The organism is Methylobacterium sp. HMF5984, assembly GCF_045033435.1.
GTDB lineage: Bacteria > Pseudomonadota > Alphaproteobacteria > Rhizobiales > Beijerinckiaceae > Methylobacterium.
On sequence record NZ_JBJFLN010000001.1, the window covers coordinates 1,752,861 to 1,777,475 of the forward strand.

A 24,615-nucleotide genomic window follows, 5' to 3' on the forward strand; every position below is an offset into this window, starting at 1 on the left:
GAGCGGATCGAGGGACCCGGACTGGCACTGCGATCGGCCCCGCTACAAGCCCGATGACCGCAGTGTTAAGGAGGGAGGTAAACGAACCGTTAGGGCTTCAGGAATGACGCAGGACCAGGGTGGGACCGCGGCACGGACGCTCTCGGGAATCCGCGCCGGGCTGGAGCGCGTCGAGCCGCTGGAGACCTACGGACGGGTCGTGGCGATTCGCGGCCTGCTCGTCGAGGTCGCAGGTCCCGTCGCCGCGATGCGGCTCGGCGGGCGGCTCGACGTCGAGGGCGCCGGCAGCGCCGGGCTGATCCCGTGCGAGATCATCGGCTTCCAGGGCGACCGGGCGCTCGCCATGCCGTTCGGCTCGCTCGAGGGCGTCCGCCGCGGCTGCCCCGCCTTCGTCCGCGACGAGGCCGCGGGCGCGATCCGGCCCTCGCCGGCCTGGCTCGGGCGCGTCGTCGATGCGCTGGGCCGCCCGGTGGACGGCCTCGGCCCGCTCGCCAGCGGGCCGGAGATCTACCCGCTGCGGGCCGACCCGCCGCCCGCCCATGCCCGACGCCGCGTCGGGACGCCACTCGATCTCGGGGTGCGCTGCCTCAACACCTTCCTGACGATGTGCGCCGGGCAGCGCATGGGCATCTTCGCCGGCTCCGGCGTCGGCAAGTCCGTGCTGCTGTCGATGCTCGCCCGCTACACCGCCGCCGACGTCGCGGTGATCGGTCTCGTGGGCGAGCGCGGCCGCGAGGTTCAGGAATTCCTGCAGGACGACCTCGGCGCCGCCGGCCTCGCCCGGTCCGTGGTCGTGGTCGCGACCTCGGACGAGCCGGCCCTGATGCGCCGGAACGCCGCTTACGTGACCCTCTCCGTCGCCGAGCATTTCCGCGATCAGGGCGCCAAGGTGCTGTGCATGATCGATTCGATCACGCGCTTCGCCATGGCCCAGCGCGACATCGGCCTCGCCGCCGGCGAGCCGCCGACCGCCAAGGGCTACACCCCGACGGTGTTCTCGGAGCTGCCGCGCCTGCTCGAGCGCGCCGGCCCCGGCGTGGGGGAGGGGACGATCTCGGCGCTGTTCACGGTTCTGGTGGAGGGCGACGACCACAACGAGCCGGTGGCGGATGCGGTGCGCGGCATCCTCGACGGGCACATCGTGATGGAGCGCTCCATCGCCGAGCGAGGGCGCTATCCGGCGGTGAACGTGCTGCGCTCGGTCTCGCGCACCATGCCGCGGTCCTGCGACCCGGCCTTCCTCCCGGTGGTGCGGCGGGCGCGCAAGCTGCTCGCGACCTACGCCGACATGGAGGAGCTGATCCGCCTCGGCGCCTACCGCGCCGGCGCCTCGGCCGAGGTCGACGAGGCGGTGGCGCTCATGCCGCGATTGGAGGCTTTTCTGGGGCAGGGTAAGGAAGAAGCAACCTCCATCGGCGATGGTTACGCACGGCTCGCGGAGATCGTGGGCGGTTCCTGAGACGTGCGGTGCGGCGGCCCTTCGCCGCCTCCGCTCCTCGGGTCATATGCCTGGATCTCCTGCGTTGTGTGGAGTGAGCGTATCCCATGAAATCGCGTGACACGCTGATCCGGCTGCGCCGCTTTCAGGTCGACGAGAAGCGCCGCCGCGTCACCCAGATCGAGATGATGATGGCCGACTTCCAGCGCATGGCGATGGAGCTCGACCGCGAGGTCGTCCACGAGGAGGCCCGCGCCGGCATCACCGACATCGGGCATTTCGCCTACCCGACCTACGCCCGCGCCGCCGCCACGCGCCGGGACAACATGCGCCAATCGGCGATCGCCCTGGAAGGCCAGCTCGCCGAGGCCAAGGCCGAGCTCGGCGAGGCGTTCGAGGACCTGAAGAAGGTCGAGATCCTCGACGATCGCGAGCGCTCGGCCGAGCGCGCCGCGGAAGCCGTCCGCGAGCAGGCGGCGATGGACGGGATCGGCCTCGCCCGCGCCCGCGCCTGAGGCGAGCCGCGCCCCAGCGCCTGAGGCGAGACACGCGTCCGCGCGAGAGGCAAGGCGGCACGAAACCGTCATGATCCGATGACATCAGACCGCGCAGGCGCGCTCCCGCGGGCGTGCTTGCGATGCGTCGCGTCCTGACGCATCAGGGGTGTTCCCCCCGAGGTGTCGGTGTCCATGAAGAAGATCAGCGATTTCATCTGGCCGATCGTCGGCCTCGCCGCGGTGATCGTCTCCGGATACCTGCTGTTTCGTGAATTGCGCGGCATCTCGTTGTCGGAGATCAAGGGCAGCCTCGCCGCCATCCCGCCGCACCGCTTTCTGCTCGCCGCCCTGTCGACGCTGGTCGCGTACGCCGCTTTGGCTTGGTACGACCGGATCGCGCTGCTGCATCTCGGCGTGACGCACATCTCAACGTTCTTCGTCTCGGTCTGCTCCTTCACCACCTATGCGCTGTCGCACAACATCGGCGCCTCGGTGTTCTCCGGGGCGGTGGTGCGCTACCGCGCCTACACCGCCAAGGGCCTGTCGGCCGCGCAGGTCGCGGTGCTCGTGGCCCTGTGCTCCTTCACCTTCGGCCTCGGGACGATCCTGCTCGGCGGCTTCGTGCTCGTCGCGCTCCCCGATACCCTGACGCGCCTCCAGGGCTACCTGCCGGCGATCCTCACCAACCCGAGCACCGCCCGCACCCTCGGCGCTGTCCTGCTCGGCGCGGTCGCGCTCTACATCGCCGGCTCGCTGCTCCGGCTGAAGCCGCTGACGATCCGGTCGTTCAAGCTCGAGTACCCGCGCCCGCCGATCATGATCCGGCAGATCATCGCGGCCCCGCTTGAGCTGCTGGGGGCCGCCGGCATCATCTATTTCGCGCTGCCCGAGGCGCACAATCCCGGCTTCCTCGTGGTCCTTGCGGTCTTCCTCGCCTCGTTCTCGGCGGCGCTGGTCTCGAACGCGCCGGGCGGCCTCGGCGTGTTCGAGCTGGTCTTCGTGGTGGCGATGCCCGACATCGCTCGGCCCTCGATCATCGCCGCGCTCCTCGTCTTCCGGATGTTCTATTTCTGGCTTCCGTTCCTGATCTCGGTGATCGTGGTGCTGCTCTACGAGCGCAACCGCCTGGCCGGCGCCCTGCGCGGGACCGGGACGTCGGCAGCCCCCACGCCGGACCCGCCGCTCGTTGCGCCCGGCCTCGATCCGGCGAAGATCGAGCGGGACCTGAAGCAGAAGACGGTGTGAGAGACAGGGCTTATGGCGCAACCGCTCGGCCACGAGCGCTTGCGGCAGGCCCTTGAGGCCCTCGGAGCGGATCTGGCCGCGCGCGGCCTTTTCGTCGAACTGGCCGTGCACCGTGGCGGCGCTCTGATCCTTCGCGTCGCATGGCGGCGATCGACGCGGGACGTCGACGCGGTGGTGCGGGAAGGTTTCGACGAGGCGACGCTCGCGCCATCCGTCGCCCGGGTCGCCGGGCTGATGGGCCTCGATCCCGACTGGCTCGACAATGCCGTCGGCATGTTCACGCCCCTCGACGAGCCCGAGAGCTTGTTCGATGTGTCGGGCACCTATCCCAGCGAGGGCCCCCCGGGGCTGAGGACGCTCGTGGCCCGTCCGCACTATCTCCTCGCCATGAAGCTCCGCGCCCTGAGCAGCCTCGATCGCGGAACGCGCGACATGGACGATGCCCGCGCGCTCGCCGCCCATCTCGGGATCCTCGACCTGGAAAGCCTGCACGCCCTCTACGCGTCGATCTACGACGAAGCCCCGCCGATCGATGCGCAACTCCGCTTTCCGGGCGTCCTGGACGCGTCGCCGTGAGACCCGCCACGCTGCACGCGCTCGCCATCCGCATCCGCGAGGATGGCGAATGGGATCATCACAGCCGCGAGTTTCTCGACGCATTCTACGCGCTCGACGGCGAGATCGAGCGCCAGGCCGCGATGATCGCCGGCGATCCCGGACTCGTCGGCGATCGGCGCGCGGACGCCTATCTCGGTGCGATCGCCGAGCATCTCGGCCGCCGTTGGGGATTGCCGATCCCCGGATGGGTGCGGGACGACGCGCGTTACCTCACCACGGCGTGGTTCCTGCCGGACGAGCCGAACCTGCGCGACTACCTGCTCTGCGCGAGCCCGGTCGCCTTCCGGGTTCGCCTGATCTTCACGGGTCCGGATCCGCTGCAACGCGCGCGATTTCCCTATCGCCGCGGCGTTCGAAGCCTGCCGCTCGATTATCCGCCGCCGGACCTCAGACCGAGCCGACGTTGCGAAGCCGCGCCCGCGCGTGAATCTCCGCCTGGCTCATCACCGGCGTCTCGCGGCGGAAGCGCTCGATGATCGAGCGGACGAAGGGCCGGGCCTGGACCGAGGTGACGAGTACCGGCATCTCGCCCATGCGGGCGGCGGTTTCGAACCGGTCGCGCACCGTCTGCACGAATTCGGTGAGCTTCGAGGGCTGCATCGCCAGGTAGCGCTCGTCGCGCTCGCCGACGATCGAATCGAGGAAAGCCTGCTCCCAGGCCGGCGACAGGGTGATGATCGGCAGCATGCCGTCGGCGCCCTGATACTGCGCACAGATCTGGCGGCCGAGCCGCGCGCGGACGTGCTCGACGATGTCGCGCGGGTTCTTGATCGATCCGGCAACCTCGGCGATGCCCTCGACGATGGCGCCGAGGTCGCGGATCGAGACCCGCTCGGCCAGCAGGAACTGCAGCACCCGCTGGATGCCGGTGGTGTTGATCTGCGAGGGCACGACCTCCTTGACCAGGTCGGCGTGCTCCTTGGACAGCTCGCGCAGTAGCTTCGAGACCTCGACGTGGTTGAGAAGTTCCGAGACGTGCGCCTTGATGATCTCGGTGAGGTGCGTCGAGACGACGGTGGCCGCATCGACGACCGTGTAGCCCTTGAGCTGGGCCTGATCGCGCAGGGACGCGTCGATCCAGGTCGCCGGCAGGCCGAAGGTCGGCTCCAGCATGTGCTGGCCGGGAAGCTGCACCTGCCCACCCATCGGGTCCATCGCCATGAATTGGCCGGGGAAGATCTGGCCGGTTCCGGCCTCGATCTCCTTCACGCGCACGACGTAGGCGTTGGCGTCGAGCTGCACGTTGTCGAGGATCCGAACGGAGGGCATGACGAAGCCGAGATCGGCCGCCAGCTGTCGGCGCAGCGCCTTGATCTGGTCGGTCAGCCGGTCCTGTCCCTCGCCGTTGACGAGGGCGAGGAGGGCGTAGCCCATCTCGAGCTTGAGCTCGTCGAGCTTCAGGAGGTCGGTGACCGTCTCCTCCTTCTCCTTGGCCGCGGCCGCCACCGCCGCCGCGTCCATCGGCACGCCGGCGGCATCGAGCGGGGGCGCCTCGCGGGCGGTCTTCGCGAACCGCCAGGCGGCGTAGCCGGAGGCGCCGGCGAGGGCGAGGAACGGCAGCATCGGCATGCCGGGCATCAGCGCGATCAGCACCATCACGCCCGAGGACATGCCGAGCGCCTTTGGGTAGTTGGCGAGCTGCTTGCCGAGCGCCTTGTCGGCCGAGCCCTTCACGCCGGCCTTCGAGACGAGGATGCCGGCCGCGGTCGAGACGATCAGCGCCGGAACCTGCGAGGCGAGGCCGTCGCCGATGGTGAGCAGGGTGTAGCTCTTGGCCGCCGCGCCGATCGCCATGTCCTGCTGCGCGACGCCGATGATGATGCCGCCGACCACGTTGATGAAGGTGATGAGCAGGGCGGCGATCGCGTCGCCGCGGACGAACTTCGAGGCGCCGTCCATGGCGCCGAAGAACGACGATTCCTCCTCGAGCGCCGAGCGCCGCGCCTTGGCGACCTTCTCGTCGATCAGGCCGGCCGAGAGGTCGGCGTCGATCGCCATCTGCTTGCCGGGCATCGCGTCGAGGGTGAACCGCGCCGCGACCTCGGCGATGCGGCCCGAGCCCTTGGTGATCACGACGAAGTTCACGATGATCAGGATCGCGAACACGATGATCCCGATGACGAAGTTGCCGCCCATCACGAAGTTGCCGAAGGCTTCGATGACGTGGCCGGCCGCCGCCGTGCCCTCGTGACCGTGCCCGAGGATCAGCCGGGTCGAGGCGAGGTTGAGCGCCAGCCGCAGCATGGTCGCCATCAGCAGCAGCGTCGGGAAGACGGTGAACTCGAGCGGGTTGTCGATGAACAGCCCGGTCATCATGATCAGCACCGACATGATGATCGACACGGCGAGCAGCAAGTCGAGCAGCACCGACGGCAGCGGGAAGATCAGCACCGCGAGGATGCCCATCACCGCGGTGGCGAAGAACAGGTCGGTGCGCTTGGTGAGCGCATCGAGGCTGGCGCGGTTCGGCATCGAGAAGCCGGCGAGCGCCGACAGGCCTCCGCTCCGCTCCGACGCGATCGCCGTCTCGCTCATGTCCACCGCTCCCGCCCGCGACGGGCGGACCCGGCAAGATCTGCCGGGCGGATGGTTAGCGGCGCCTTAACGGACGCGATCGATGCCTAAGGCCAAGCTGGAACCCGGCTCGGATCCCGGGGCTTGAACGGGCTCGGGATCGGGTCCGCCGTCCAGGCGGTTTGCGCGATCCGAGGTTCGAGACCGGAGGAATGCCCATGGCGATGCGAGCCATCACCGCCCTGTTCGACGATTACGACGCGGCGGCCCGCGCGGTCGACAAGCTCGAGGCCGAGGGCATCCCGCACGGCGACATCAGCATCGTCGCGAACAACGCCGAGGATCGGCACGCCGGGCGCTTGGCCCCCGTCGGGGATCCGACGCGCTCGTCCGACCCGAACGACGCCAACGTCGGAGGCGCCGGCACCGGCGCGACGCTCGGCACCGTGCTCGGCGGCGGCGCCGGCCTCCTGGCGGGGCTCGGGATGCTGGCGATTCCCGGCATCGGCCCGGTGGTGGCGGCGGGCTGGCTCATCGCGACCGCAGCCGGCGCCGGCGTCGGCGCGGCGGCGGGCGGGCTGCTCGGCGCGCTGACCGGCGCCGGCCTCAGCGAGCACGAGGCGGAGACGTATGCGGAGGGCGTGCGCCGGGGCGGGACCCTCGTCACCGCGCGCGTCGACGAGGGCCATGCCGACCGCGTCCTCGCCATCCTTGATCGGCACGGCTCGATCGATCTCGACGAGCGGGCGCAGGGCTGGCGGGCACAGGGCTGGACCGGCGGGATGACCGGCTCGGACGGGGCGAGGGGCGAGATCGGGTCGACCGCGATCGGCGCCGCAGGCTCGACCACGACGGGGCTCGACACCGAGAGCGGTCACACCCTGCTGCCGGCGGAGGAGCACAAGGCCGCGGGCACGCCGCCTGCGCCGACCCAGACCTTCGGATCGGACCGCCGCTGACCGCCCGAACCTGGTCGCCTTGCGGCGATCAGGTTATCTGCTTGCGGGCGAACAGGGCGGCGGCGAAGAACACCGCCGCGCCCGCCGCGACCAGGCTGCTCATCAGCAGGCGCCGCGGTTGCGTCGAGGATTCCGCCAGCACCGGCTCGACGATCGGGCTGAAGAACTCGATCTGCCGCGCCGCGATCATCCGCGCGCGCTCGTTGGCGGCGATGACCTTGGCGTAGTATTTCTCGGTGTCCTTGCGCTCGTTGTCCAAGGCTTCGAAGCGCGTCAGCGCGTCGGAAAGCAGGCGCTTCTGCTCCGGATCCTGGCTCGCCGACTGACGCTCGATCCGGCTGATGTTGTCGTCGAGGTCCTTGATCTGCGCCTTCATGTCTTGGATCCGGCGCGATTCCGGTGCGAGGTCGCGCAGCGACATCGTCAGCTGAACCGACAGGTTGATGCGCGCGGCACGAAGCTCGCCGATCACCTTCAGATTGGTCTCGTTGGCCTTCTGGGCGTCGAGGACGCCGTCCCGGTTGCGCAGGTCGCGCACCGCGAGGCGGATCTTGGCGAGGCGTTCCTCGGCGAGGCGCATCTCGCGGTTGCTCTCGGCGACCGCGTCGGTGCGCGCGCGCATGCTGAGCTCGTTCACCATCCGCTCGGCTTCCGCCATCACCGCCTTGGTGATCGCCAGCGACTCGGCCGGGTCGAATGCCGACACCGTCAGCGACATGATGCCGGAGCTGCCCTCGAGCTCGACGTTCACGCGCTCGTGCCAGTATTTCAGGAACTTCTCGATCGGCTTCTCGGCGTCGAAGCGGGAGAGGAAGTCGATCTGATCCCGGCTGAACCATTCCCGGATCGGCAGCTTCGCCTGGATGACTTCCAGCATCGGCCGGCTGAGGACGTACTGGTGCGTGATCAGCACGTCCTGGGCCAGCATCTCCTTGGGAACGCCGGCGTTGGTGCCGACCGCGTCGGGGGTCGCCTTCTCGGCGCCGCCGAGCGCCGGGCGCAGCGCAAAGCGCGCCTCGGTGACGAAGCGGTCGGAGGCGATGAGGCCGTAATAGATCCCGCCGAGCGCGGTCGGCAGGACGAAGCAGAGCACGAACAGGATCGGCAGCCACGGATCGCTCTTCACGTGGCTCTGGTAGGAGCGGATGCCCTTCTTGCGGTCGGCGAAGCGGGACAGCCGCGCGATCTGGCTCAGCGACTCCGCCACCGCCTTGGACCGGTCGGCGGTCGTCAGCGGCTGGCCCTGGGGATTGCGGATCTCGACGTTCATGGACCTGCTGTTTCCGTTGTCCCGGCGGAGGCGGCGACCACCCTCGGCTTCGTGCGCGGCGAAACGATGTCCGCCGCGCCGCGCATCCTCACGCGTTCAGGCGGCGATAGACCTCGATCGCGTCGTTGACGTCCTCGTAGATGATCGCGCGGCCGTTGATCAGCACGATGCCCTGCGTGCACCACTCGCGGATGGTCTCCATCGAGTGGGACACCATGATGACGTCGGCCGACTTGCGCCGCTCGGCGAACACCTCCGAGCAGCGCCGCTGGAAGCGCGCGTCGCCGACCGCCGTGACCTCGTCGATCAGGTAGCAGTCGAACGGGATCGCCATGCTCATCCCGAAGGCGAGGCGGGAGCCCATGCCGGAGGAGTAGGTCCGGATCGGCACGTCGAGGTAGCTGCCGAGTTCCGAGAAGTCCTCGACGTAGTCGAGCACCCGCTTCGGGTCCTCGCCGTACACCCGGGCGACGAAGATCACGTTGTCGCGCCCCGTCATCATCGGGTGGAAGCCGCCGCCGAAGCCGAGCGGCCAGGAGACCCGGAGGTTCCGCTTGATCTTGCCGCTCGTCGGCTCCTCGGTGCCGCCGATCATGCGCATCGTCGTCGACTTGCCGGCGCCGTTGATCCCGAGGATGCCGTAGCTGATGCCGGGCTTCAGCGTCAGCGACACCCGCTCCAGGATCGTGCGGCGGTGGCCGTCGGTCTTGTAGATCTTGGTGACGTTCTCGAAGCGGATCACCGCGGGCCGGTCTCCTCGGCGCGACCGGGTCGGCAGGCCGCCCCGCGGCTGTGCGCACCGAAAACGGCGAATCTGAGGATGGCCGGCCGCGCGCCTAATCGACGGCCGGGGCGTGCAACTCGGCGTTGGTGAAGCGCTGCTGCTCCTCCATCACCAGCGCGCCGAGCTCGCGCTTGATCGCGTTAAAGTCCTGGCTCGCCGGATCGCGCGGGCGCGGCATCGGCACGACGACGTCGCGTTTGATCCGGCCCGGGCGGTAGGTCATCACCAGGATGCGGTCGGCGAGGTAGATCGCCTCCTCGATCGAGTGCGTCACGAACACGATCGTCTTGCGGTATTCCGACCAGATCCGGAGCAGCTCGTCCTGCAGCGTTCGGCGGGTCAGGGCGTCGAGCGCGCCGAAGGGCTCGTCCATCAGCATCACCGGCGGGTCGAGGGCCAGGATGCGGGCGATCGCGACGCGCTGGCGCATGCCGCCGGACAGGTCCTTCGGATAGCGCTTGCGGAAGTCGGAGAGGCCGAGCGTCGCGACGATGCGGTCGACGGTGACGGTCGCCTCGGGCTTGGGCACCCCCTTGATGTCGAGGCCGAAGCGCACGTTGTCCTCGACGTTCATCCACGGGAACAGCGCGTATTCCTGAAAGACCATGCCGCGGTCCGGCCCCGGCTGGGTCACCGGGCGGCCGCCCAGCGTGATCCGCCCGTCGGTCAGCGGGGTGAAGCCGGCGATGGCGTTCAGCAGGGTGGACTTGCCGCAGCCCGACGGACCGAGCAGGCACAGGAACTGGCCTTCGGGCACCGTGGCGGTGATGTCCTGCAGCGCCGCGACCGCGGCGGTTCCAGAGCCGAACACCTTCACGGCGTTCGCGACGACGATCTCTGCGGACATGAACGGCCTATCGCTCGAGGCCGCGATGCCAGCGCAGCAGGTGGTCGTTGAGGCGGCTCATCGCGCCGTCGATGATCAGGCCGAGGATGCCGATCGTCAGCATGCCGCCGATGATCTTGTCCGACCACATGTACTCGCGCGCCTCGAGGATGCGGTAGCCGAGGCCGTCGGAGACCGCGATCATCTCGGCGACGATCACGACGATGAAGGCCGTGCCGATCCCGATCCGCATGCCGGCCAGCACATAGGGGCTCGCCGCCGGCAGGATCACGCGGCGGAACATCGTCCAGGAATTCGCCCCGAGGTTCCGGGCTGCGCGGATGTAGATCGAGTCGACCTGCCGGACGCCGGCGATGGTGTTGACCAGCACCGGGAAGAAGGTGCCGAGCGCGATCAGGAACAGGGCCGGCGGGTTGCCGAGCCCGAACCAGACGATGGCGAGCGGGATGTAGGCGATCGGCGGGATCGGGCGCAGCACCTGCAGCAGCGGATTGAACAGCGCGTAGAGCCGGTCGCTGGTGCCGAGCATCAGCCCGGTCGGCACCGCGAGCCCGGCCCCGATGACGAAGCCCGAGAGCACCCGCGTCAGGCTCGACACCGCGTCGTGCGGCATCTCGCCGGAGAAGAGCCAGGCGGCGTAGCTCTCCTGGCCCGGCTCGTAGGGGAGGGCGGGCAGGAGGCCGGCATACCACTTCACCGCGACCGCGCTCGGCGGCGGCAGGACGATCGGCGAAAACACCCCGACCCGGCTCAGGATCTCCCAGAGGACCAGCAGCCCGACCGGGACGACGGCGCCGCGAAGCGAGGACAGCCGCATCACTTGATCTTCAGCTCGGCCTTGGCCCTGTCGAGAAGATCGGTCTTCACCCACTCGGCGTCGCTCTTGGGCGGGGTCACCATCTTACCCAGGCCGTACTTCATCATGTAGTCGGTGGTCGTCTGCATGTGGCCGGCCGGGACGTCGTAGGTGTAGCTCGCGTTGGCCATGCCGTCGCGAAAGTCCTGGCTCGAGAGCTGGCCCTTGAACACCGATTCCCGCACGTACTTCTCGGCGAGCGCCGGGTCGTCGATGAACGCCTTGGTCGCGGCCACGAACAGCTTGAGGACGCGTCCGGCGATCTCGGGCTTCTCGTTGTACATCTTCTCGGTCATGACGAGCGGACGCACCGGAATGCCGATCGGCGTGTCGTAGGGCTTCACCACCTCGACGCCCCAGCCGGCGCTGATCGCCTGGGTCGATTGCGGCTCCGACTGGCAGATCACGTCGACGTACTTCTGCGCCAGCGCCTGGTTCAGGTCGGCGTAGTTGTTGAAGTAGATCAGCTGCACGTCCTTGCCGGCGCGCTCGCCCCAGGTCATGCCGTGCTTGTCGAGCTCGGCGAGCAGCATCAGGTCCTGCGTCCCGCCGCGGACGGTGGCGACCTTGAGGCCCTTCACGTCCTTCAGCGTCTTCACCGCTTCGAGGTCCGGCCGCTTCAGGATCCGCACGCCGCCGTTGGCGAAGCCCGCCACGACGTAGAGCTTCACGCCGTTGCCGCGCGCCGCCACCGCGCCGTCGGCGCCCGAGGCCGAGATGTCGATCTGGTCGACCGCCATCGCCGGATAGATGTCGGCGCCCTTGGCGAACTGCTTCTCGTCGATCTTCAGGCCGAACTTCGGGGCGATCTCCTTCATGTACGAGATCGCGCCGTAATGGGCGAACTTCAGGTTCCCGAGGCGGACGACGTCGTCGGCCTGCGCCGCTCCGGCGGCCAGGAACAGGATTGCGGCGGCGGCGGCCGAAGCGCGCTTGAACATCGATGTCCTCCGGTCGCAGGTTGTCCCGCCTGCGTTTGGCCCGACGCTGTACGCCGGGCGTCGCATTGACTAGGCGCGGGCTCGACTGAAAGTAAAGCGCAGGGAGGCGACGCGGTGACAGCTGTTGAAACGGATGAAACCGGCCCGATAGCCGTGGTCGGCTGCGGCACGCTCGGCGCGAGCTGGGCGGCGCTCTTCCTGGCGCACGGCTTCGATGTGGCGGCCTACGACACCGCCCCCGGCTTCGCCGATCGGATGCTTGCGTCCGTCGCCCGATACCGCGATCAGCTGGCCGAGCTCGGCCCGACCGGCACGGGTCGCCTCGAGATCTGTGAGACGCTCGACCAAGCCGTGTCCGGCGCCGTCTTCGTCCAGGAGAACGCGCCGGAGAACGAGGCGGTCAAGCGCGCGATCCTGGCCGAGCTCGACGCGCGGGCGGCCCCCGGCGTGATCGTCGCGTCGAGCACCTCGGCGATGCTGCGCAGCCGGATCGTCGCCGATTGCGGCACGCCCGAGCGCGTGATCGTCGCCCACCCGTTCCACCCGCCGCACCTGGTTCCGCTGGTCGAGATCGTCACCGGCGACGCCGCGGTCGCCGAGCGCGCGGCGGCGTTCTACGCCGGGCTCGGACGGCGCCCGGTGATCCTGCGGCGCGAGATACCGGGCCACGTCGCCAACCGCCTCGCCTCGGCCCTGTACCGCGAGGCGGTGAACCTCGTTGCCGAGGGGGTCGCGAGCGTCGCCGACATCGACGCCGCGCTCTGCAACGGGCCGGGCCTGCGCTGGGCGGCGATGGGGCCGCACATGACCTACCATCTCGGCGGCGGCGCGGGCGGCATCCGGCACTATCTCGACCATCTTGGCCCGAGCCAGGTCCGCCGCTGGGAGAGCCTCGGCCATCCCGACCTGAGCGAGGCGGTGAAGGACGCCATCGTCGAGGGCGTCGCGGCGGAGGCGGCCGGACGCTCGCTCGCCGACCTCGAAGCCCGCCGCGACCGGGCGCTGATCGACATCCTGAAGGCCCGGACCGAGGTCGCCGGGCCGTAGCCGGCGCAAGGGTTCGCTGCGGCCATGCGCCGGGCGCAGCGCGACGCCCGGAGCGGGCGTGCTATGCGCGGCACCTCCTCGAACACGAACCGGTCTGCCATCCCGTGAACGCCGTGATGATCATCGTCCCGATCTTCGGGATCATCCTGATCGGCTGGGGCGCCGCGCTCGCCGGGCTGCTCTCCGACAAGGTGAGCGAGGGCCTGTCGGAATACGTCTTCGCCATCGCCGTGCCGTCGCTGATCATCGCGACGCTGACCCGGCCCGGCCTCGAAGGCGAGATCGCCTGGGGCTACTGGATCGCCTATTTCGGCGGCGCCGGCGTGTCGTGGCTCGCCGGCTCGCTGATCGCGCGGCGGCGGGACGGCATCGGGCGGCAGGGCGCGATCCTGCACGGCTTCGCTGCGAGCCAGTCCAACACGATCTTCGTCGGCGTGCCGACCATCCTGCAGGCCTACGGCGAGGAGGGCGCGTTCCCGCTCTTCCTGCTGCTCGCCGTCCACCTGCCGCTGATGATGGGCTGCGCCACCTTCCTGATCGAGGCGGAGGCCGGTCGCTCCCTGTGGCAGCGCCTGCGCGGCCTCGCTCTCGTGCTGATCCGCAACCCGATCTTCGTGGCGCTGCTCATCGGGATGGCGCTGAAGCAGGGCGGCGTCGTCCCGTCCGGTATCCCGAAGTCGCTGATCGACATGTTCGCGGCGACCGCCTCGACCTGCGCGCTGATCGCGCTCGGCGCCGGGCTGCGGCGCTACCGGGTGCTGTTCGACCTGCCGGGTGCCGTGGTGATCGCGCTGCTCAAGCTCGTCGTGCATCCGCTGATCGTGTGGCTGCTGGCGACCAAGGTGTTCGCGATGCCGCCGGCCTATGCCGGCGTCGCGACCCTGTTCGCGGCGATGCCGGTCGGCATCAACGCCTACCTGCTCGCCATGCGCTACCGCACCGAGACCGGGCTGATCGCGGCCTCCCTGCTGGTCTCGACGCTGCTCGCGCCCTTCACCACCATCGCCTGGCTGACCCTGCTCGGCCGGGCGTGACAGCGGCGCGCGGCTGACCCTTCGCCGCGCCGGGCGCGGTGGAAGTCGGCGCGCATCCGTCTATCTTCGCGAGCAACGGACCGGCGGACCACCGAACCGGCGAAGACAGTCTCGGAGAGGGACCGACCATGAACGCACCGATGCGCGCGCCTGCCGGAAGCGCCGGCCCCACGGCCAAGGCGTCGGCCGGCTTCGTCTGGGACGACCCGTTCCTGCTCGACGACCAGCTCACCGAGGACGAGCACGCGATCCGCGACGTTGCGCACGACTTCGCGCAGGAGCGTTTGCTGCCCGGCATCGTCGAGGCCTACGCCGAGGAGAAGACCAACCCGGACCTGTTTCGAGAGATGGGCGCGCTCGGCCTGCTCGGCGTGACGATCCCGGAGGAGTACGGCTGCGCCGGCGCCGGCTACGTCGCCTACGGCTTGGTGGCCCGCGCCGTCGAGCGGGTCGATTCCGGCTACCGCTCGATGATGAGCGTGCAGTCGTCCCTGGTGATGTACCCGATCCACGCCTACGGCTCCGAGGCGCAGCGCCGTAAGTTCCTGCCGAAGCTCGCATCCGGCGAGTTCATCGGCTGCTTCGGCCTGACCGAGCCCGATGCCGGCTCGGATCCCGGCGGGATGAAGACGCGAGCCGAGAAGATCGACGGCGGCTACCGCCTGTCGGGCGCCAAGATGTGGATCTCGAACGCGCCCTTCGCCGACGTGTTCGTGGTCTGGGCGAAGTCCGACGCGCATGACGGCGCGATCCGCGGCTTCATCCTGGAGAAGGGCATGAAGGGGCTCTCCGCCCCAACGCTGAAGGGAAAGCTGTCGCTTCGCGCCTCGACCACGGGCGAGATCGTGATGGAGGGCGTCGAGGTCGGCGAGGACGCGCTGCTGCCGAACGTCTCCGGGCTGAAGGGGCCGTTCGGCTGCCTCAACCGCGCCCGCTACGGCATCTCGTGGGGGGCGATGGGTGCCGCCGAGGATTGCTGGCACCGGGCGCGGTCCTACACCCTGGAGCGCAAGCAGTTCGGCCGTCCGCTGGCGCAGACGCAGCTGATCCAGAAGAAGCTCGCCGACATGCAGACCGAGATCACCCTCGGGCTGCAGGCGTCCTTGCGCGTCGGCCGCCTGATGGACGAGGGCAAGATGGCGCCGGAGATGATCTCGCTGATCAAGCGCAACAATTGCGGCAAGGCGCTCGACATCGCGCGGACCGCCCGCGACATGCACGGCGGCAACGGCATCATGGGCGAGTACCACGTGATGCGGCACGCCCAGAACCTCGAGACGGTCAATACCTACGAGGGCACGCACGACGTCCACGCCCTGATCCTCGGGCGTGCGCAGACCGGGCTGCAGGCCTTCTTCTGAACGGAGGACCGCGACGATTGGATGTTTCGCCGCGGGCACACGATACAACGGTACGTTTCTCTCTCTCGCGCGTTGTTTATCCGACAACATCATGTCGATGAACGAGTGAGAGTCTTATGAAACGGATTGTTCTGACATCCGCGCTGATGGTCGGCGCCCTCGCGATGCTTCCGGCGACGGTCGACGCCCGCGGCTTCGGCGGTCGCGGCGGCGGCATCGGCGGCGGTCACGGCTTCGGCGGGGGCGGATTCGGCGGCGGCCGTGGCTTCGGTGGTGGCGGCTTCGCGGGTCGCGGCATCGGCGGCGGTGGCTTCGCCAATCGCGGGATCGGCGGCGGCTTCGCCAACCGAGGCGCGTTCGGCGGCAATGCCGGCTTCGCCAATCGCGGCGCATTCGGCGGAAACCGCGGCTTCGCCAACAACGCGGGCTTCGCCAACCGCGGGATCGGCCGGGGCTACGGCGCCGGTTATGGGCGCGGTTACCGCGGCGGGTACGGTCGCGGCCTCGGATACGGCGCCGCCGGGCTCGGCCTCGGGCTGGCGACCGGCGCGCTGATCGGCGGCGGCCTGGGTTACGGCTACGGCGGATACGGCTACGACGACAACTACTACGGCGGCGGCTATGCGCCAGCCGGCTACGGCTACGGCTACAATCCGGGATACACCGAGGTTCAGACCGAGGTGGCGCCGGGGCCGCAGGAATCGGTGAGCTACTGCATCCAGCGCTTCCGCTCCTACGATGTGCGGTCGCAGACCTACCTCGGCAACGACGGCCAGCGGCATTCCTGCCCGTAACGGCATCGTGCCGAACTGAAGGAGAGCCCCGCGGCCGAGAGGGTCGCGGGGCTTTTTGCTGCCGGCCGGATACCGTGCCGGGCCGAAGGGAAACTCACATCATGATGGCCGACGAAATCGAAGACCTGCACCGCGCCCGAACCGTGCTCGCACGCCAGCGCAACGCGATGACCAAGCGGCTCGCCGGGATCGATCTCGCGCCGGTCTCGATGGCCGAGGACCTGACCCGCATCCTCGTCGCGATCGAGGCCGTCGACCGGGCGCTGACCGCCGAGGGCCGTCCTTACATGGCGCCCGAGATACAGGCCGAGGGCTGACGGCCCAACGCCGACCCGAAAGGCTCGGGCCGGCGTTCCATGATCGATCACCCGTCGGATCGGCGCCCGCCAGGCGCCGGTCGTCCCTCGCCCGCGACCGGTCTCAGGCCGAGGCGACCTCGATCCGCACCGGGACCGACTTCGCCGCGGGCACCTTGCTGCGCTCGGCATGGTGCCAGAGCGGGATCAGCGGATTGCATTCGGGGTAGTAGCCGCCGACGCAACCCTTCGGGATGTCGTAGGCGAGCACCCGAAACCCATCCACCCGCCGAACGACCTGGTCGTTGGCCGCACCGACGAGATCGACGTTCTGCGCATCGCGCAGGCCGAGGCGGGCGATGTCGTCGCGGTTCATGAACAGCACCATGCGCGTGCCTTTGACGCCGCGGAAGCGATCGTCGTAGCCGTAGATCGTGGTGTTGAACTGATCGTTCGACCGCATCGTGATGAGGCGCATCACGTCCGGATCGGCCTGCTCGGTGTCGGGATCGGCCGACAGCCCGCGGGGGGTGACGAAGTTCGCCTTGCCGCTCTCGGTCTTCCAATCGCGGTCGGCCGCGGGGATCGGACGGCGGAAGCCGCCGGGCGTCCACATCCGCGCGTTGAAGTCCTTGAACTGATCCGGATAGGTCGCCTCGATCGCGTCGCGCACGCTGGCGTAGTCGCTGCCCCAGCGATCCCAGTCGATTCGCGGATTGGGCGCCAGCGTCGCCTTGGCGATCCCGGCGACGATCCGCGGCTCGGAAAGCAGTTCCGGTCCCGCCGGCTCGGCATAGCCCTTCGAGCCGTGGATGCACGCGGTCGAATCCTCCATCGAGACCGCCTGCCGTCCTCCGGCCTGCTGGTCGATCTCGATCCGGCCGAGGCAGGGCAGGATGTAGGCGACCTCGCCGTGGATCAGGTGGTTGCGGTTGAGCTTGGTCGAGATCTGCACCGTCAGGCGCAGGGTCTTCCAGGCCGCCTCCATCAGCGTGGTCTCCGGGACGGCGCGGATGAAGTTCCCGCCGAGCGCCACGAACGCCTTCACCGACCCGTCGAGGATGCCCTCGCAGGCCTCGACGGTGTTGAGGCCCTTCTCCATCGGCGGCTCGAAATCGTAGAGCTGCCGCAGCTTGTCGTTCGGCACCAGCTCCGGCTTCTCGGTGATGCCGACCGTGCGCTGCCCCTGGACGTTGGAGTGCCCCCGGACCGGGCAGATGCCGGCGCCGCGCTTCCCGATGTTGCCGCGCATCAGGAGCAGGTTGACCAGGGCCTGCACCGTCTCGACGCCCATGCGGTGCTGCGTCAGCCCCATCCCGTAGACGCCGATCGTCGCCTTCGCCTTGGCGTAGGTCGCGGCCGTCTGCTCCAGGGCCTTCCGCGTCAGGCCGGAATGCCGCTCGAGCTCGTCCCAGGTCTTTTCGCGCACGGAGGCCGCGAACGCCTCGAAGCCCTGGGTGTGCTCGGCGATGAAGGCGGTGTCGAGAACCCGCTCCGCCCCGCTCGCGATCGCCGCGTCGTCGAGCGCCAGCAGCGCCTTGCAGATGCCGTAGATCGCCCCGAGGTCGCCGCCGGCCTTCACCTGGAGGTACTGCGACGAGATCCGCGTCTCGGATCGCGTCAGCATCTCGAGCGGCGCCTGCGGATTGGTGAAGCGCTCCAGCCCGCGCTCGCGGAACGGGTTGAAGGTGATGATCGGGACGCCGCGCCGGCTGGCGTCCTGCAGCGGGTGCAGCATCCGCGGCGCGTTCGAGCCGGGGTTCTGGCCGAAAAACAGGATGCAGTCGGTATGCTCGAACGCCTCCAGCAAAACGGTGCCGACCGGCGAGCCGATGCTCTCGGGCAGGGCCACGGAGGTCGATTCGTGGCACATGTTCGACGAGTCGGGCAGGTTGTTGTTGCCGTAGAGCCGCGCCAGCAGGCCGTACATGTACGAGGTCTCGAGCGAGGCGCGGCCCGAGGCGTAGAACACCGCCTGCTTCGGCTCGAGCGCCTTCAGCTCGGCGCCGATCTCCGCGAAGGCGTCGTCCCACGAGACCGGCCGGTACCGGTCGGTCGCCGCGTCCCAGCGCAGCGGCACGGTGAGGCGGCCGAGCTCCTCGAGATCGTAGTCGCGCCAGCCGGCGAGCTCGGTCACGGTATGGGCGGCGAAGAAGTCGGCGCCGACGCGCTTGCGCGTCACCTCCCACGCGGTGGCCTTGGCGCCGTTCTCGCAATACTCGAACACCGCCGGCTTGCCGGGCTTGGCCCAGGCGCAGCTGACGCACATGAACCCGCCGGGCTTGTTTTGGTGGCGCAGCATCAACCCGCCGGTGACGGGGATCTGCTCGCGCAGCAGGATCTCGGTCAGCGACTTCGCCGACCCCCAGCCGCCGGCCGGCCCCTCGTAGGGATCGAGCTGCACCGAATCCGTCATTCCCGAGACTCCAACTTCGCGTTCGCGGATCGGGCCGAAGGCGCGATCATCGGGGAAGAACCGTCCGTCGGTGCGAAAGGGTCCGGTCGGGCGCATGCGGCAAACATCGCGCGCGCGCAGGGTCGGCGGCGGGCGGTCGGCCGTGCTACGGCTCGCCCCGGCCATCATCGAAAGCACGCCCCCGATTGTCCGACCGGAACGAGACCCCGCTGCCGCGCGCCGCAGACGCCCCGCGCGACGCCCGAACCGAAGCGGTCCTCGACCGGATCGCCGCCGCGGGGAGCACCCGCTTCGGGACCGGCGAGCACGGGCTCGATCTCGTGCGCATCGACGCCGCGGGCGCAACGCTCGCGCAGCGCATCGACCCGGAGGCGCCCGCGCCGGCGTGGTGGGACCCCGAATGCGGCGGCCTGAACCTCGCCGACGCGGTCCTCGACAGGGCCCGGATGGAAGGGGCGAACCTCTCGGCCGCGAACCTGCGGCGGGCGAACCTCTCCGGCGCGGTCGGCCGCTCCGCCACCTTCGCCGGCGCGAACCTGGAAGAGGCCGACCTCGGCGAGGCCGACCTCAGCGGCACCGATTTCCGGGGCATCGTCGCCGGCCAGGCGAGCTTCCGCGAGGCGATGCTGGAGGATGCACGCTTCGACGACGCGGCGTTGCGCTTCGCGAAGTTCCCGCAGGCGCTGCTCGACGGCGCGAACTTCTCCGGCGCCGACCTGTGGGGCGCGGACTTCACCGGGGCGGATGCCGACGACACCAGCTTCAAGGGGGCGCGGCTCGACGAGGCCGACCTCTCCGACGTGAACCTGACGCACGCGGACTTCGAGGGCGCGAGCCTGACCAAGGCGCGCCTCGTCGGCTCGCGGCTTCGCGGCGCCAACCTCTCGAACGTCAAGCTCGACGGCGCCGACCTCTCCGGCGCGGACCTCTCGGAGACCAGCCTGGTCCGGCTCAACTTCGTCACGTGCAAGCTGCACCATGCCCGCTTCGCCGGCGCCTGGCTCAACGGCACGCGGATGCGGATCGAGCAGCTCGGCGGCATGGTCGGCGAGGAGGCCGCGGGCGACTACGCCGGCGCGCAGGCGAGCTACCTCGCGCTGGAGCAGAACCTGAAGAGCATCGGGAGCCACGACGAGGCGAGCTGGGCGTACAAGCGCGGCCGAAGGATGGGGCGGTTCGAGGCCGGGGAGAAGACCAACGCGGCCTGGACCGCACGGGACGGGCGGGCGTTCCTGCGCCACGGCTACCGCTGGACCTCGGACCGCTTCGTCGAGTGGCTGTGCGACTACGGCGAGAGCCTGTCGCGGATCGCCCGCGCCTTCGCCATCTTGATCGTCGTCTTCGCGGTCCTGTTCGGTTTCGCCGGCGGCCTGATCCCGGACGGGTCGACCGAGCCGACCTGGAACGCCGTCGACTGGCTGAGCTACAGCGCGCTCAACATGATGACGGCGAACCCGCCGGAGATCGGCGTCAAGCCGATCGGCCGCTTCACCAACCTGCTCGTCGGCATCGAAGGCGCCGCCGGCATCATCCTGATGGGGTTGTACGGCTTCGTGCTCGGCAACCGGCTGCGCCGCTGATTTTGCCGGGTGCGCCCTATGTCACGGGGCAGGGCCGCGCCGGCCGAGGATCACGCACCTTCATGCCCGACTGGATTCGCGACACCGTGTGGTGGCAGGTCTACCCGCTCGGCTTCGTCGGGGCGGAAGGCACGCGCCGACGCGGCGCCGAGGTCGCGCATCGCCTGGACCACATCGTCGCCTGGCTCGACTACGCCGCCGATCTCGGCGCGACCGGCCTCGCGCTCGGCCCGATCTTCGCGTCCGAGACCCACGGCTACGACACGATCGACTACCTGCGCATCGACCCGCGGCTCGGCGACGAGGCCGACTTCGACCGGCTGATCGCGGCGGCCCATGCCCGCGGGCTGAAGGTCCTGCTCGACGGCGTGTTCAACCATGTCGGGCAGGATTTTCCGGCGTTCCGCACTGTCCTCGACGAGGGCCCGTCCGCCGCCCGGGCCGGCTGGTTCCACCTGTCCTGGCCGGAGGGCACCAACCCCGGCGACGTGCCGGACCACCGCTGCTTCGAGGGCCACAGCGCCCTGGTCACCCTGAACCACGACCACCCAGAGGTCGCCGACCACGTCGTCGCGGTGATGAACCACTGGCTGGCCCGCGGCGCCGACGGCTGGCGCCTCGACGCGGCCTACGCCGTCCCGCGCGCCTTCTGGACGCGCGTCCTGCCGCGGGTCCGCGCGGCGCATCCGGACGCCTACCTCGTCGGCGAGGTGATCCACGGCGATTACGCCGGCATCGTCGCCGAGACCGGCCTCGATTCGGTGACGCAGTACGAGCTGTGGAAGGCGATCTGGAGCGGTCTCAACGACTGCAACCTGTTCGAGCTGGCACACGCGCTGAAGCGGCACGACGACTTTCTCGACGCCTTCGTGCCGATGACCTTCGTCGGCAACCACGACGTCACCCGGATCGCGAGCCGGATCGCCGACATCCGGCACCTGCCCCATGCCCTGGCCGTGCTGCTCACCGTCGGCGGCACGCCCTCGATCTATGCCGGCGACGAGCAGGCCTTCCGCGGCATCAAGGAGGACCGGGCCGGCGGCGACGACGCCATCCGCCCGGCCTTCCCCGCGAGCCCCGACGACCTCGCGCCGGAAGGCTGGCCGACCTACCGGCTGCATCAGGACCTCATCGCCCTGCGCCGGCGGCATCCGTGGCTGCACACAGCGCGGACGCGCGCGCTGCATCTGACCAACACCGCCCTGACGCTGGAAGCGCACGGCGACGGGCAACGGCTCCTCCTCGCCCTCAACCTGTCGGACAAGCCGTCGGAGCAGCCGGCGCCGGGCGCGCTCGGCCTCGAAGCCGGGCAGGGCGAGGTGATCGGCGAGGGCGAGTCTCAGGCCCGCATCCGCCTTTCGCCGCACGGATGGGCGATCCTCGCGGCAAAGGCGTGATCGCCGGGCGCGCCGCCCTAGGTGGAGATCGTGAAGCGGACGAGGCCGACCATGCAGACGCGAGCGCGCACGACCGGGATCCGCAAGCCGTCGCTGAGACACCTCGTCTTCGCGGTCTCGCTCGGCATCGTCGCGCATGCCGGGGCCGCCTCGGCGCTGGAAGTGACCCGCTCCCGCATCGTCGCCGCGCCGCCCGCCGCGATCTGGTCGTTGATCGGCGGCTTCTGCGACATCGCGCGGTGGCACCCGCAGGTGACGCGCTGCACGCTGTCGTCGGAAGACGGCGCCCCGGTGCGCGCCCTCGTCGCGGCGGGCGGCCTCGGCACGCTCATCGAGATCGAGACCGCGCGGGACGAGGCGGCGCTGAGCTATTCCTACAGGCTCGTCTCCGGGCCGTTGCCGGCGAAGGACTACACGTCGACGCTCTCGGTCACGCCGATCGGCAAGGGCGCGACGGTCACCTGGACCGCGCGCTTCGAGGCGGAGGGGATGACCGAGGCCGAGGCGGTCGCCGACATCGCCGGCGTCTACGAGGCGGGCCTCGCCGGCATTGCCAAGGAAGCCGCTCCCTAGGCGAGCCGTGCGGTCAGTCCTTCGACAGGCTGTCGATGAGGTGGTTCAGGTCGATGCGCATCGCCTGCACCTCGGGCTCGGTCAGATCGAGCTGGCACATGACGCTCTGGCGCACCTCCGCCGCGTCGGCGCGCAGGGCACGCCCCTTCTCGGTCAGGGCGATCTCGACCTCGCGCTCGTCGGAGCGGCGTCGGTTGCGCTGGAGCAAGCCGGCCGCCTCGAGCCGCTTGAGCACCGGCGTCAACGTGCCGGAATCGAGGCGCAGGCGCCGCCCGATCTCGGAGACGGTGACCCCGTCGGTCTCCCACAGGACCATCAGCACGAGATATTGCGGGTAGGTCAATCCGATCCGCTCCAGCAGCGGGCGGTAGGACTTCGTCATCCGGTGCGCGGCCGCATAGAGGGCGTAGCAGAGCTGGTTGTCGAGCAGCAGGGGATCCCTGGTCCGCTCGGCTTCCGCCTCGGGCGCCTCCCGCGTCGCCTCCGTCATGCACGCCATCTCAGTCGCCCACATCGTCACGCGCGGGTCTCCGTCGCGCTCGCGCGTCGCCCCGGACGTCCCGCATAGCACGATATGTCCGATCGGTGAGGGGGCGAACGTGAAATTCTGTCGCAAACCTCATTGCATAGAGCCACTTATTGCATGGAGCCACTTGCCGTCTCAGGCGGCGAGCGCGTCGAGGCTCGCGAGCAGGCCGGGCTCGTCCTCAAGCGTGCGCAGGTCGAGGTGCAGGACGCCGTCGGCGATCCGGCCGATCACCGGGACCGGCAGATCGCGCAGGAGGGCGGCCATGCGCTTCGGCCAGGCACCGCCGCGGCGCCCGCCCTCGCCCGCGGGCGGGGTCAGGATCAGACAGGCGCTCGGCAGGGTCTCCACCGGCAGGGCGCCCGAGCCGATCTGGCTGCTGCAGGCCGCGACCGCGACCTCCGCCCGGCCGGCGAGGCGACGCGCCACCTCCGGCGCGAGCCGGCGCGCCTGGGCGTCGATCGCCTCGGCCGGGCGCGTCAGGAGGCGCAGCGTCGGCAGGCGCTCGGCCAAGCGCTCGGGATGCAGGTAGAGCCGCAGCGTCGCCTCGAGCGCGGCGTAGGTCATCTTGTCGACCCGCAACGCGCGCTTCAGCGGGCTCTTGCGAACCTTCCGCAGCAGGTCGGCGCGCCCGGCGACGATCCCGCACTGGACACCGCCGAGGAGCTTGTCGCCGCTGAAGGTGACGAGGTCGGCATGGGCGAGGGCGGCCCGCACGGTCGGCTCCGGCGGCAGGCCATGCGCGGCCAGATCGATTAGGCTGCCGCTGCCGAGGTCGAGCGCCAGCGGCACGCCGCGCTTGCGGCAGAGCGCGCCGAGCGCCTCCTCGCGGGGCTGCGCCGTGAACCCGCGGATCTCGTAGTTGCTGGGATGGACCCGCATCACCAGGCCGGTGCGCGGGCCGAGCGCCTCGTCGAAGTCGCGCAGGTGGGTCCGGTTCGTGGTGCCGACCTCGCGCAGGCGACACCCGGCCCGCGCCATCACGTCGGGCACGCGGAACGAGCCGCCGATCTCCACGAGCTCGCCGCGGGAGACCACCACCTCCTTGCGCATCGCGAGCGCGTTCAGGACGAGGAAGACGGCCGCCGCGTTGTTGTTGACGACGATCGCCGCCTCCGCCCCGGTCAGCCGACAGATCAGCGCCTCGACATGGTCGTCGCGCTCGCCGCGCTCGCCCGTGGCGAGGTCGAACTCGAGGTTGCTCGCGCCCGTCATCACCGCCGATACCGCGGCGGCCGCCTCGGGCGGCAGCAGGGCGCGGCCGAGATTGGTGTGCAGAACGGTGCCGGTGAGGTTGAAGACCGGCCGCAAGGACGGGCTCGCCTGCCGGGCCAGAGCATGGCCGACGCGGGCGAGGATCTCGGCCGCCTCCGGCACGCCATCCCCGCCGGCCCGGATCGCGGCGAGATCGTCGCGGATCGCGTCCCGGAGAGCGGTTCGGCCGAACCTCTCCACCAGCGCGACGGAGGCTTCGTCACCGAGAAGCCGCTCGACGGAGGGAGGTCGCGCGCCCTGTGCCTGTTCGCGAGGACGGGGAGCGGACGCACGTGAAGCCATGAACGAGTGATAGCAGGTCGGACCGCTCCATCCAGTCCCGCGAAGCCGCACGCGCGCCGTCGGCC

23 protein-coding genes are annotated in these 24,615 nt (G+C 70.0%); 14 read left to right on the forward strand and 9 right to left on the reverse strand.

Translation table 11 applies throughout. The features are described from left to right. Positions 1-103: 103 nt before the first annotated feature. From fliI to ACFZ8E_RS08365, 5 genes are all read left to right on the forward strand, one after another. Positions 104-1,459, forward strand: coding sequence for a flagellar protein export ATPase FliI (gene fliI / locus ACFZ8E_RS08345; protein WP_147843018.1), 1,356 nt, complete (start codon positions 104-106; stop codon positions 1,457-1,459). An 86-nt stretch (positions 1,460-1,545) separates the two neighbouring features. After that, positions 1,546-1,953, forward strand: a complete 408-nt coding sequence (gene fliJ, locus ACFZ8E_RS08350; protein WP_147728232.1) for a flagellar export protein FliJ — start codon at positions 1,546-1,548, stop codon at positions 1,951-1,953. Between the two features lie 174 nt (positions 1,954-2,127). After that, on the forward strand, positions 2,128-3,180 hold the full coding sequence (locus ACFZ8E_RS08355) for a lysylphosphatidylglycerol synthase domain-containing protein (RefSeq protein WP_147728231.1): 1,053 nt from the start codon (positions 2,128-2,130) through the stop codon (positions 3,178-3,180). Positions 3,181-3,192: 12 nt separating this feature from the next. Next, positions 3,193-3,756 carry a hypothetical protein gene (locus ACFZ8E_RS08360; RefSeq protein ID WP_405042578.1) on the forward strand — a complete coding sequence of 188 codons (564 nt, stop codon included), beginning with the start codon at positions 3,193-3,195 and terminating at the stop codon, positions 3,754-3,756. Further along, a complete protein-coding gene (locus ACFZ8E_RS08365) occupies positions 3,753-4,274 on the forward strand; it encodes a hypothetical protein (RefSeq protein ID WP_244028565.1) in 522 nt (173 codons plus the stop codon). The genes ACFZ8E_RS08360 and ACFZ8E_RS08365 overlap by 4 nt, the downstream gene beginning before the upstream one ends. Here the strand turns inward: ACFZ8E_RS08365 and flhA are convergent. Continuing rightward, positions 4,186-6,333 (reverse strand): flagellar biosynthesis protein FlhA, encoded by a 2,148-nt coding sequence (flhA, locus tag ACFZ8E_RS08370; RefSeq protein WP_147728230.1) that lies wholly within the window; start codon positions 6,331-6,333, stop codon positions 4,186-4,188. The two genes, ACFZ8E_RS08365 and flhA, sit on opposite strands and share 89 nt — an antisense overlap. Positions 6,334-6,530: 197 nt before the next feature. On the opposite strand from flhA, the gene ACFZ8E_RS08375 reads away from it, so the two are divergent. Further along, positions 6,531-7,271 (forward strand): general stress protein, encoded by a 741-nt coding sequence (locus tag ACFZ8E_RS08375; RefSeq protein WP_243946191.1) that lies wholly within the window; start codon positions 6,531-6,533, stop codon positions 7,269-7,271. A 28-nt stretch (positions 7,272-7,299) separates the two neighbouring features. On the opposite strand, the gene ACFZ8E_RS08380 is transcribed toward ACFZ8E_RS08375, so the two are convergent. The 5 genes from ACFZ8E_RS08380 to ACFZ8E_RS08400 form a co-directional block, all read right to left on the reverse strand. Continuing rightward, positions 7,300-8,541 (reverse strand): capsule biosynthesis protein, encoded by a 1,242-nt coding sequence (locus ACFZ8E_RS08380; protein ID WP_147843642.1) that lies wholly within the window; start codon positions 8,539-8,541, stop codon positions 7,300-7,302. Positions 8,542-8,629: 88 nt separating this feature from the next. Then, the gene (locus ACFZ8E_RS08385; protein ID WP_147726065.1) at positions 8,630-9,283 is read right to left on the reverse strand and encodes an ABC transporter ATP-binding protein; all 654 of its coding nucleotides are present in this window, start codon (positions 9,281-9,283) and stop codon (positions 8,630-8,632) included. 94 nt (positions 9,284-9,377) lie between these two features. Continuing rightward, complete coding sequence (locus tag ACFZ8E_RS08390) at positions 9,378-10,172, reverse strand: ABC transporter ATP-binding protein (protein ID WP_147726064.1); 795 nt, start codon at positions 10,170-10,172, stop codon at positions 9,378-9,380. Positions 10,173-10,179: 7 nt separating this feature from the next. Continuing rightward, positions 10,180-10,989, reverse strand: coding sequence for an ABC transporter permease (locus ACFZ8E_RS08395; protein ID WP_243946193.1), 810 nt, complete (start codon positions 10,987-10,989; stop codon positions 10,180-10,182). After that, positions 10,989-11,969, reverse strand: coding sequence for an ABC transporter substrate-binding protein (locus tag ACFZ8E_RS08400; RefSeq protein WP_405042579.1), 981 nt, complete (start codon positions 11,967-11,969; stop codon positions 10,989-10,991). Before ACFZ8E_RS08400 ends, ACFZ8E_RS08395 begins: the two co-directional genes overlap by 1 nt. A 114-nt stretch (positions 11,970-12,083) precedes the next feature. Here ACFZ8E_RS08400 and ACFZ8E_RS08405 point away from each other — a divergent pair, with 114 nt between their 5' ends. The 5 genes from ACFZ8E_RS08405 (at position 12,084) to ACFZ8E_RS08425 (ending at position 16,522) form a co-directional block, all read left to right on the forward strand. After that, entirely contained in the window at positions 12,084-13,016 is a 933-nt protein-coding gene (locus ACFZ8E_RS08405; RefSeq protein ID WP_243946197.1) for a 3-hydroxyacyl-CoA dehydrogenase NAD-binding domain-containing protein, read from the forward strand. A 116-nt stretch (positions 13,017-13,132) separates the two neighbouring features. Beyond that, positions 13,133-14,050, forward strand: coding sequence for an AEC family transporter (locus ACFZ8E_RS08410; protein ID WP_279596327.1), 918 nt, complete (start codon positions 13,133-13,135; stop codon positions 14,048-14,050). A gap of 128 nt (positions 14,051-14,178) precedes the next feature. Beyond that, a complete protein-coding gene (locus tag ACFZ8E_RS08415; protein ID WP_405042580.1) occupies positions 14,179-15,411 on the forward strand; it encodes an acyl-CoA dehydrogenase in 1,233 nt (410 codons plus the stop codon). Between the two features lie 116 nt (positions 15,412-15,527). Continuing rightward, positions 15,528-16,205 (forward strand): BA14K family protein, encoded by a 678-nt coding sequence (locus ACFZ8E_RS08420; protein WP_243946199.1) that lies wholly within the window; start codon positions 15,528-15,530, stop codon positions 16,203-16,205. Positions 16,206-16,306: 101 nt separating this feature from the next. Next, positions 16,307-16,522 carry a hypothetical protein gene (locus tag ACFZ8E_RS08425; protein ID WP_147726058.1) on the forward strand — a complete coding sequence of 72 codons (216 nt, stop codon included), beginning with the start codon at positions 16,307-16,309 and terminating at the stop codon, positions 16,520-16,522. Positions 16,523-16,625: 103 nt separating this feature from the next. Here ACFZ8E_RS08425 and ACFZ8E_RS08430 read toward each other — a convergent pair whose 3' ends face one another. Continuing rightward, entirely contained in the window at positions 16,626-18,917 is a 2,292-nt protein-coding gene (locus ACFZ8E_RS08430) for an FdhF/YdeP family oxidoreductase (RefSeq protein ID WP_243936268.1), read from the reverse strand. 185 nt (positions 18,918-19,102) lie between these two features. On the opposite strand from ACFZ8E_RS08430, the gene ACFZ8E_RS08435 reads away from it, so the two are divergent. The 3 genes from ACFZ8E_RS08435 (at position 19,103) to ACFZ8E_RS08445 (ending at position 22,467) form a co-directional block, all read left to right on the forward strand. Further along, positions 19,103-20,497 (forward strand): pentapeptide repeat-containing protein, encoded by a 1,395-nt coding sequence (locus ACFZ8E_RS08435; protein ID WP_405042581.1) that lies wholly within the window; start codon positions 19,103-19,105, stop codon positions 20,495-20,497. A 62-nt stretch (positions 20,498-20,559) separates the two neighbouring features. Then, positions 20,560-21,894 carry an alpha-amylase family glycosyl hydrolase gene (locus ACFZ8E_RS08440; RefSeq protein WP_405042582.1) on the forward strand — a complete coding sequence of 445 codons (1,335 nt, stop codon included), beginning with the start codon at positions 20,560-20,562 and terminating at the stop codon, positions 21,892-21,894. Between the two features lie 51 nt (positions 21,895-21,945). Continuing rightward, a complete protein-coding gene (locus ACFZ8E_RS08445; RefSeq protein ID WP_405042583.1) occupies positions 21,946-22,467 on the forward strand; it encodes an SRPBCC family protein in 522 nt (173 codons plus the stop codon). Between the two features lie 13 nt (positions 22,468-22,480). Here the strand turns inward: ACFZ8E_RS08445 and ACFZ8E_RS08450 are convergent, their stop codons facing one another. After that, on the reverse strand, positions 22,481-22,957 hold the full coding sequence (locus ACFZ8E_RS08450; protein ID WP_147726067.1) for a MarR family winged helix-turn-helix transcriptional regulator: 477 nt from the start codon (positions 22,955-22,957) through the stop codon (positions 22,481-22,483). Between the two features lie 171 nt (positions 22,958-23,128). Continuing rightward, the gene (gene selA, locus ACFZ8E_RS08455) at positions 23,129-24,550 is read right to left on the reverse strand and encodes an L-seryl-tRNA(Sec) selenium transferase (protein WP_405042584.1); all 1,422 of its coding nucleotides are present in this window, start codon (positions 24,548-24,550) and stop codon (positions 23,129-23,131) included. Positions 24,551-24,615 lie beyond the last annotated feature (65 nt).

Excerpts from the sequence above, each read along its gene's own strand:
- fliI (WP_147843018.1), top strand. The coding sequence starts at position 104 with ATGACGCAGGACCAGGGTGGGACCGCGGCACGGACGCTCTCGGGAATC.
- fliJ (WP_147728232.1), top strand. The coding sequence starts at position 1,546 with ATGAAATCGCGTGACACGCTGATCCGGCTGCGCCGCTTTCAGGTCGAC.
- ACFZ8E_RS08355 (WP_147728231.1), top strand. The coding sequence starts at position 2,128 with ATGAAGAAGATCAGCGATTTCATCTGGCCGATCGTCGGCCTCGCCGCG.
- ACFZ8E_RS08360 (WP_405042578.1), top strand. The coding sequence starts at position 3,193 with ATGGCGCAACCGCTCGGCCACGAGCGCTTGCGGCAGGCCCTTGAGGCC.
- flhA (WP_147728230.1), bottom strand. The coding sequence starts at position 6,333 with ATGAGCGAGACGGCGATCGCGTCGGAGCGGAGCGGAGGCCTGTCGGCG.
- ACFZ8E_RS08375 (WP_243946191.1), top strand. The coding sequence starts at position 6,531 with ATGGCGATGCGAGCCATCACCGCCCTGTTCGACGATTACGACGCGGCG.
- ACFZ8E_RS08380 (WP_147843642.1), bottom strand. The coding sequence starts at position 8,541 with ATGAACGTCGAGATCCGCAATCCCCAGGGCCAGCCGCTGACGACCGCC.
- ACFZ8E_RS08390 (WP_147726064.1), bottom strand. The coding sequence starts at position 10,172 with ATGTCCGCAGAGATCGTCGTCGCGAACGCCGTGAAGGTGTTCGGCTCT.
- ACFZ8E_RS08395 (WP_243946193.1), bottom strand. The coding sequence starts at position 10,989 with ATGCGGCTGTCCTCGCTTCGCGGCGCCGTCGTCCCGGTCGGGCTGCTG.
- ACFZ8E_RS08400 (WP_405042579.1), bottom strand. The coding sequence starts at position 11,969 with ATGTTCAAGCGCGCTTCGGCCGCCGCCGCCGCAATCCTGTTCCTGGCC.
- ACFZ8E_RS08410 (WP_279596327.1), top strand. The coding sequence starts at position 13,133 with ATGATCATCGTCCCGATCTTCGGGATCATCCTGATCGGCTGGGGCGCC.
- ACFZ8E_RS08415 (WP_405042580.1), top strand. The coding sequence starts at position 14,179 with ATGAACGCACCGATGCGCGCGCCTGCCGGAAGCGCCGGCCCCACGGCC.
- ACFZ8E_RS08420 (WP_243946199.1), top strand. The coding sequence starts at position 15,528 with ATGAAACGGATTGTTCTGACATCCGCGCTGATGGTCGGCGCCCTCGCG.
- ACFZ8E_RS08425 (WP_147726058.1), top strand. The coding sequence starts at position 16,307 with ATGATGGCCGACGAAATCGAAGACCTGCACCGCGCCCGAACCGTGCTC.
- ACFZ8E_RS08430 (WP_243936268.1), bottom strand. The coding sequence starts at position 18,917 with ATGACGGATTCGGTGCAGCTCGATCCCTACGAGGGGCCGGCCGGCGGC.
- ACFZ8E_RS08440 (WP_405042582.1), top strand. The coding sequence starts at position 20,560 with ATGCCCGACTGGATTCGCGACACCGTGTGGTGGCAGGTCTACCCGCTC.
- ACFZ8E_RS08445 (WP_405042583.1), top strand. The coding sequence starts at position 21,946 with ATGCAGACGCGAGCGCGCACGACCGGGATCCGCAAGCCGTCGCTGAGA.
- ACFZ8E_RS08450 (WP_147726067.1), bottom strand. The coding sequence starts at position 22,957 with ATGACGGAGGCGACGCGGGAGGCGCCCGAGGCGGAAGCCGAGCGGACC.
- selA (WP_405042584.1), bottom strand. The coding sequence starts at position 24,550 with ATGGCTTCACGTGCGTCCGCTCCCCGTCCTCGCGAACAGGCACAGGGC.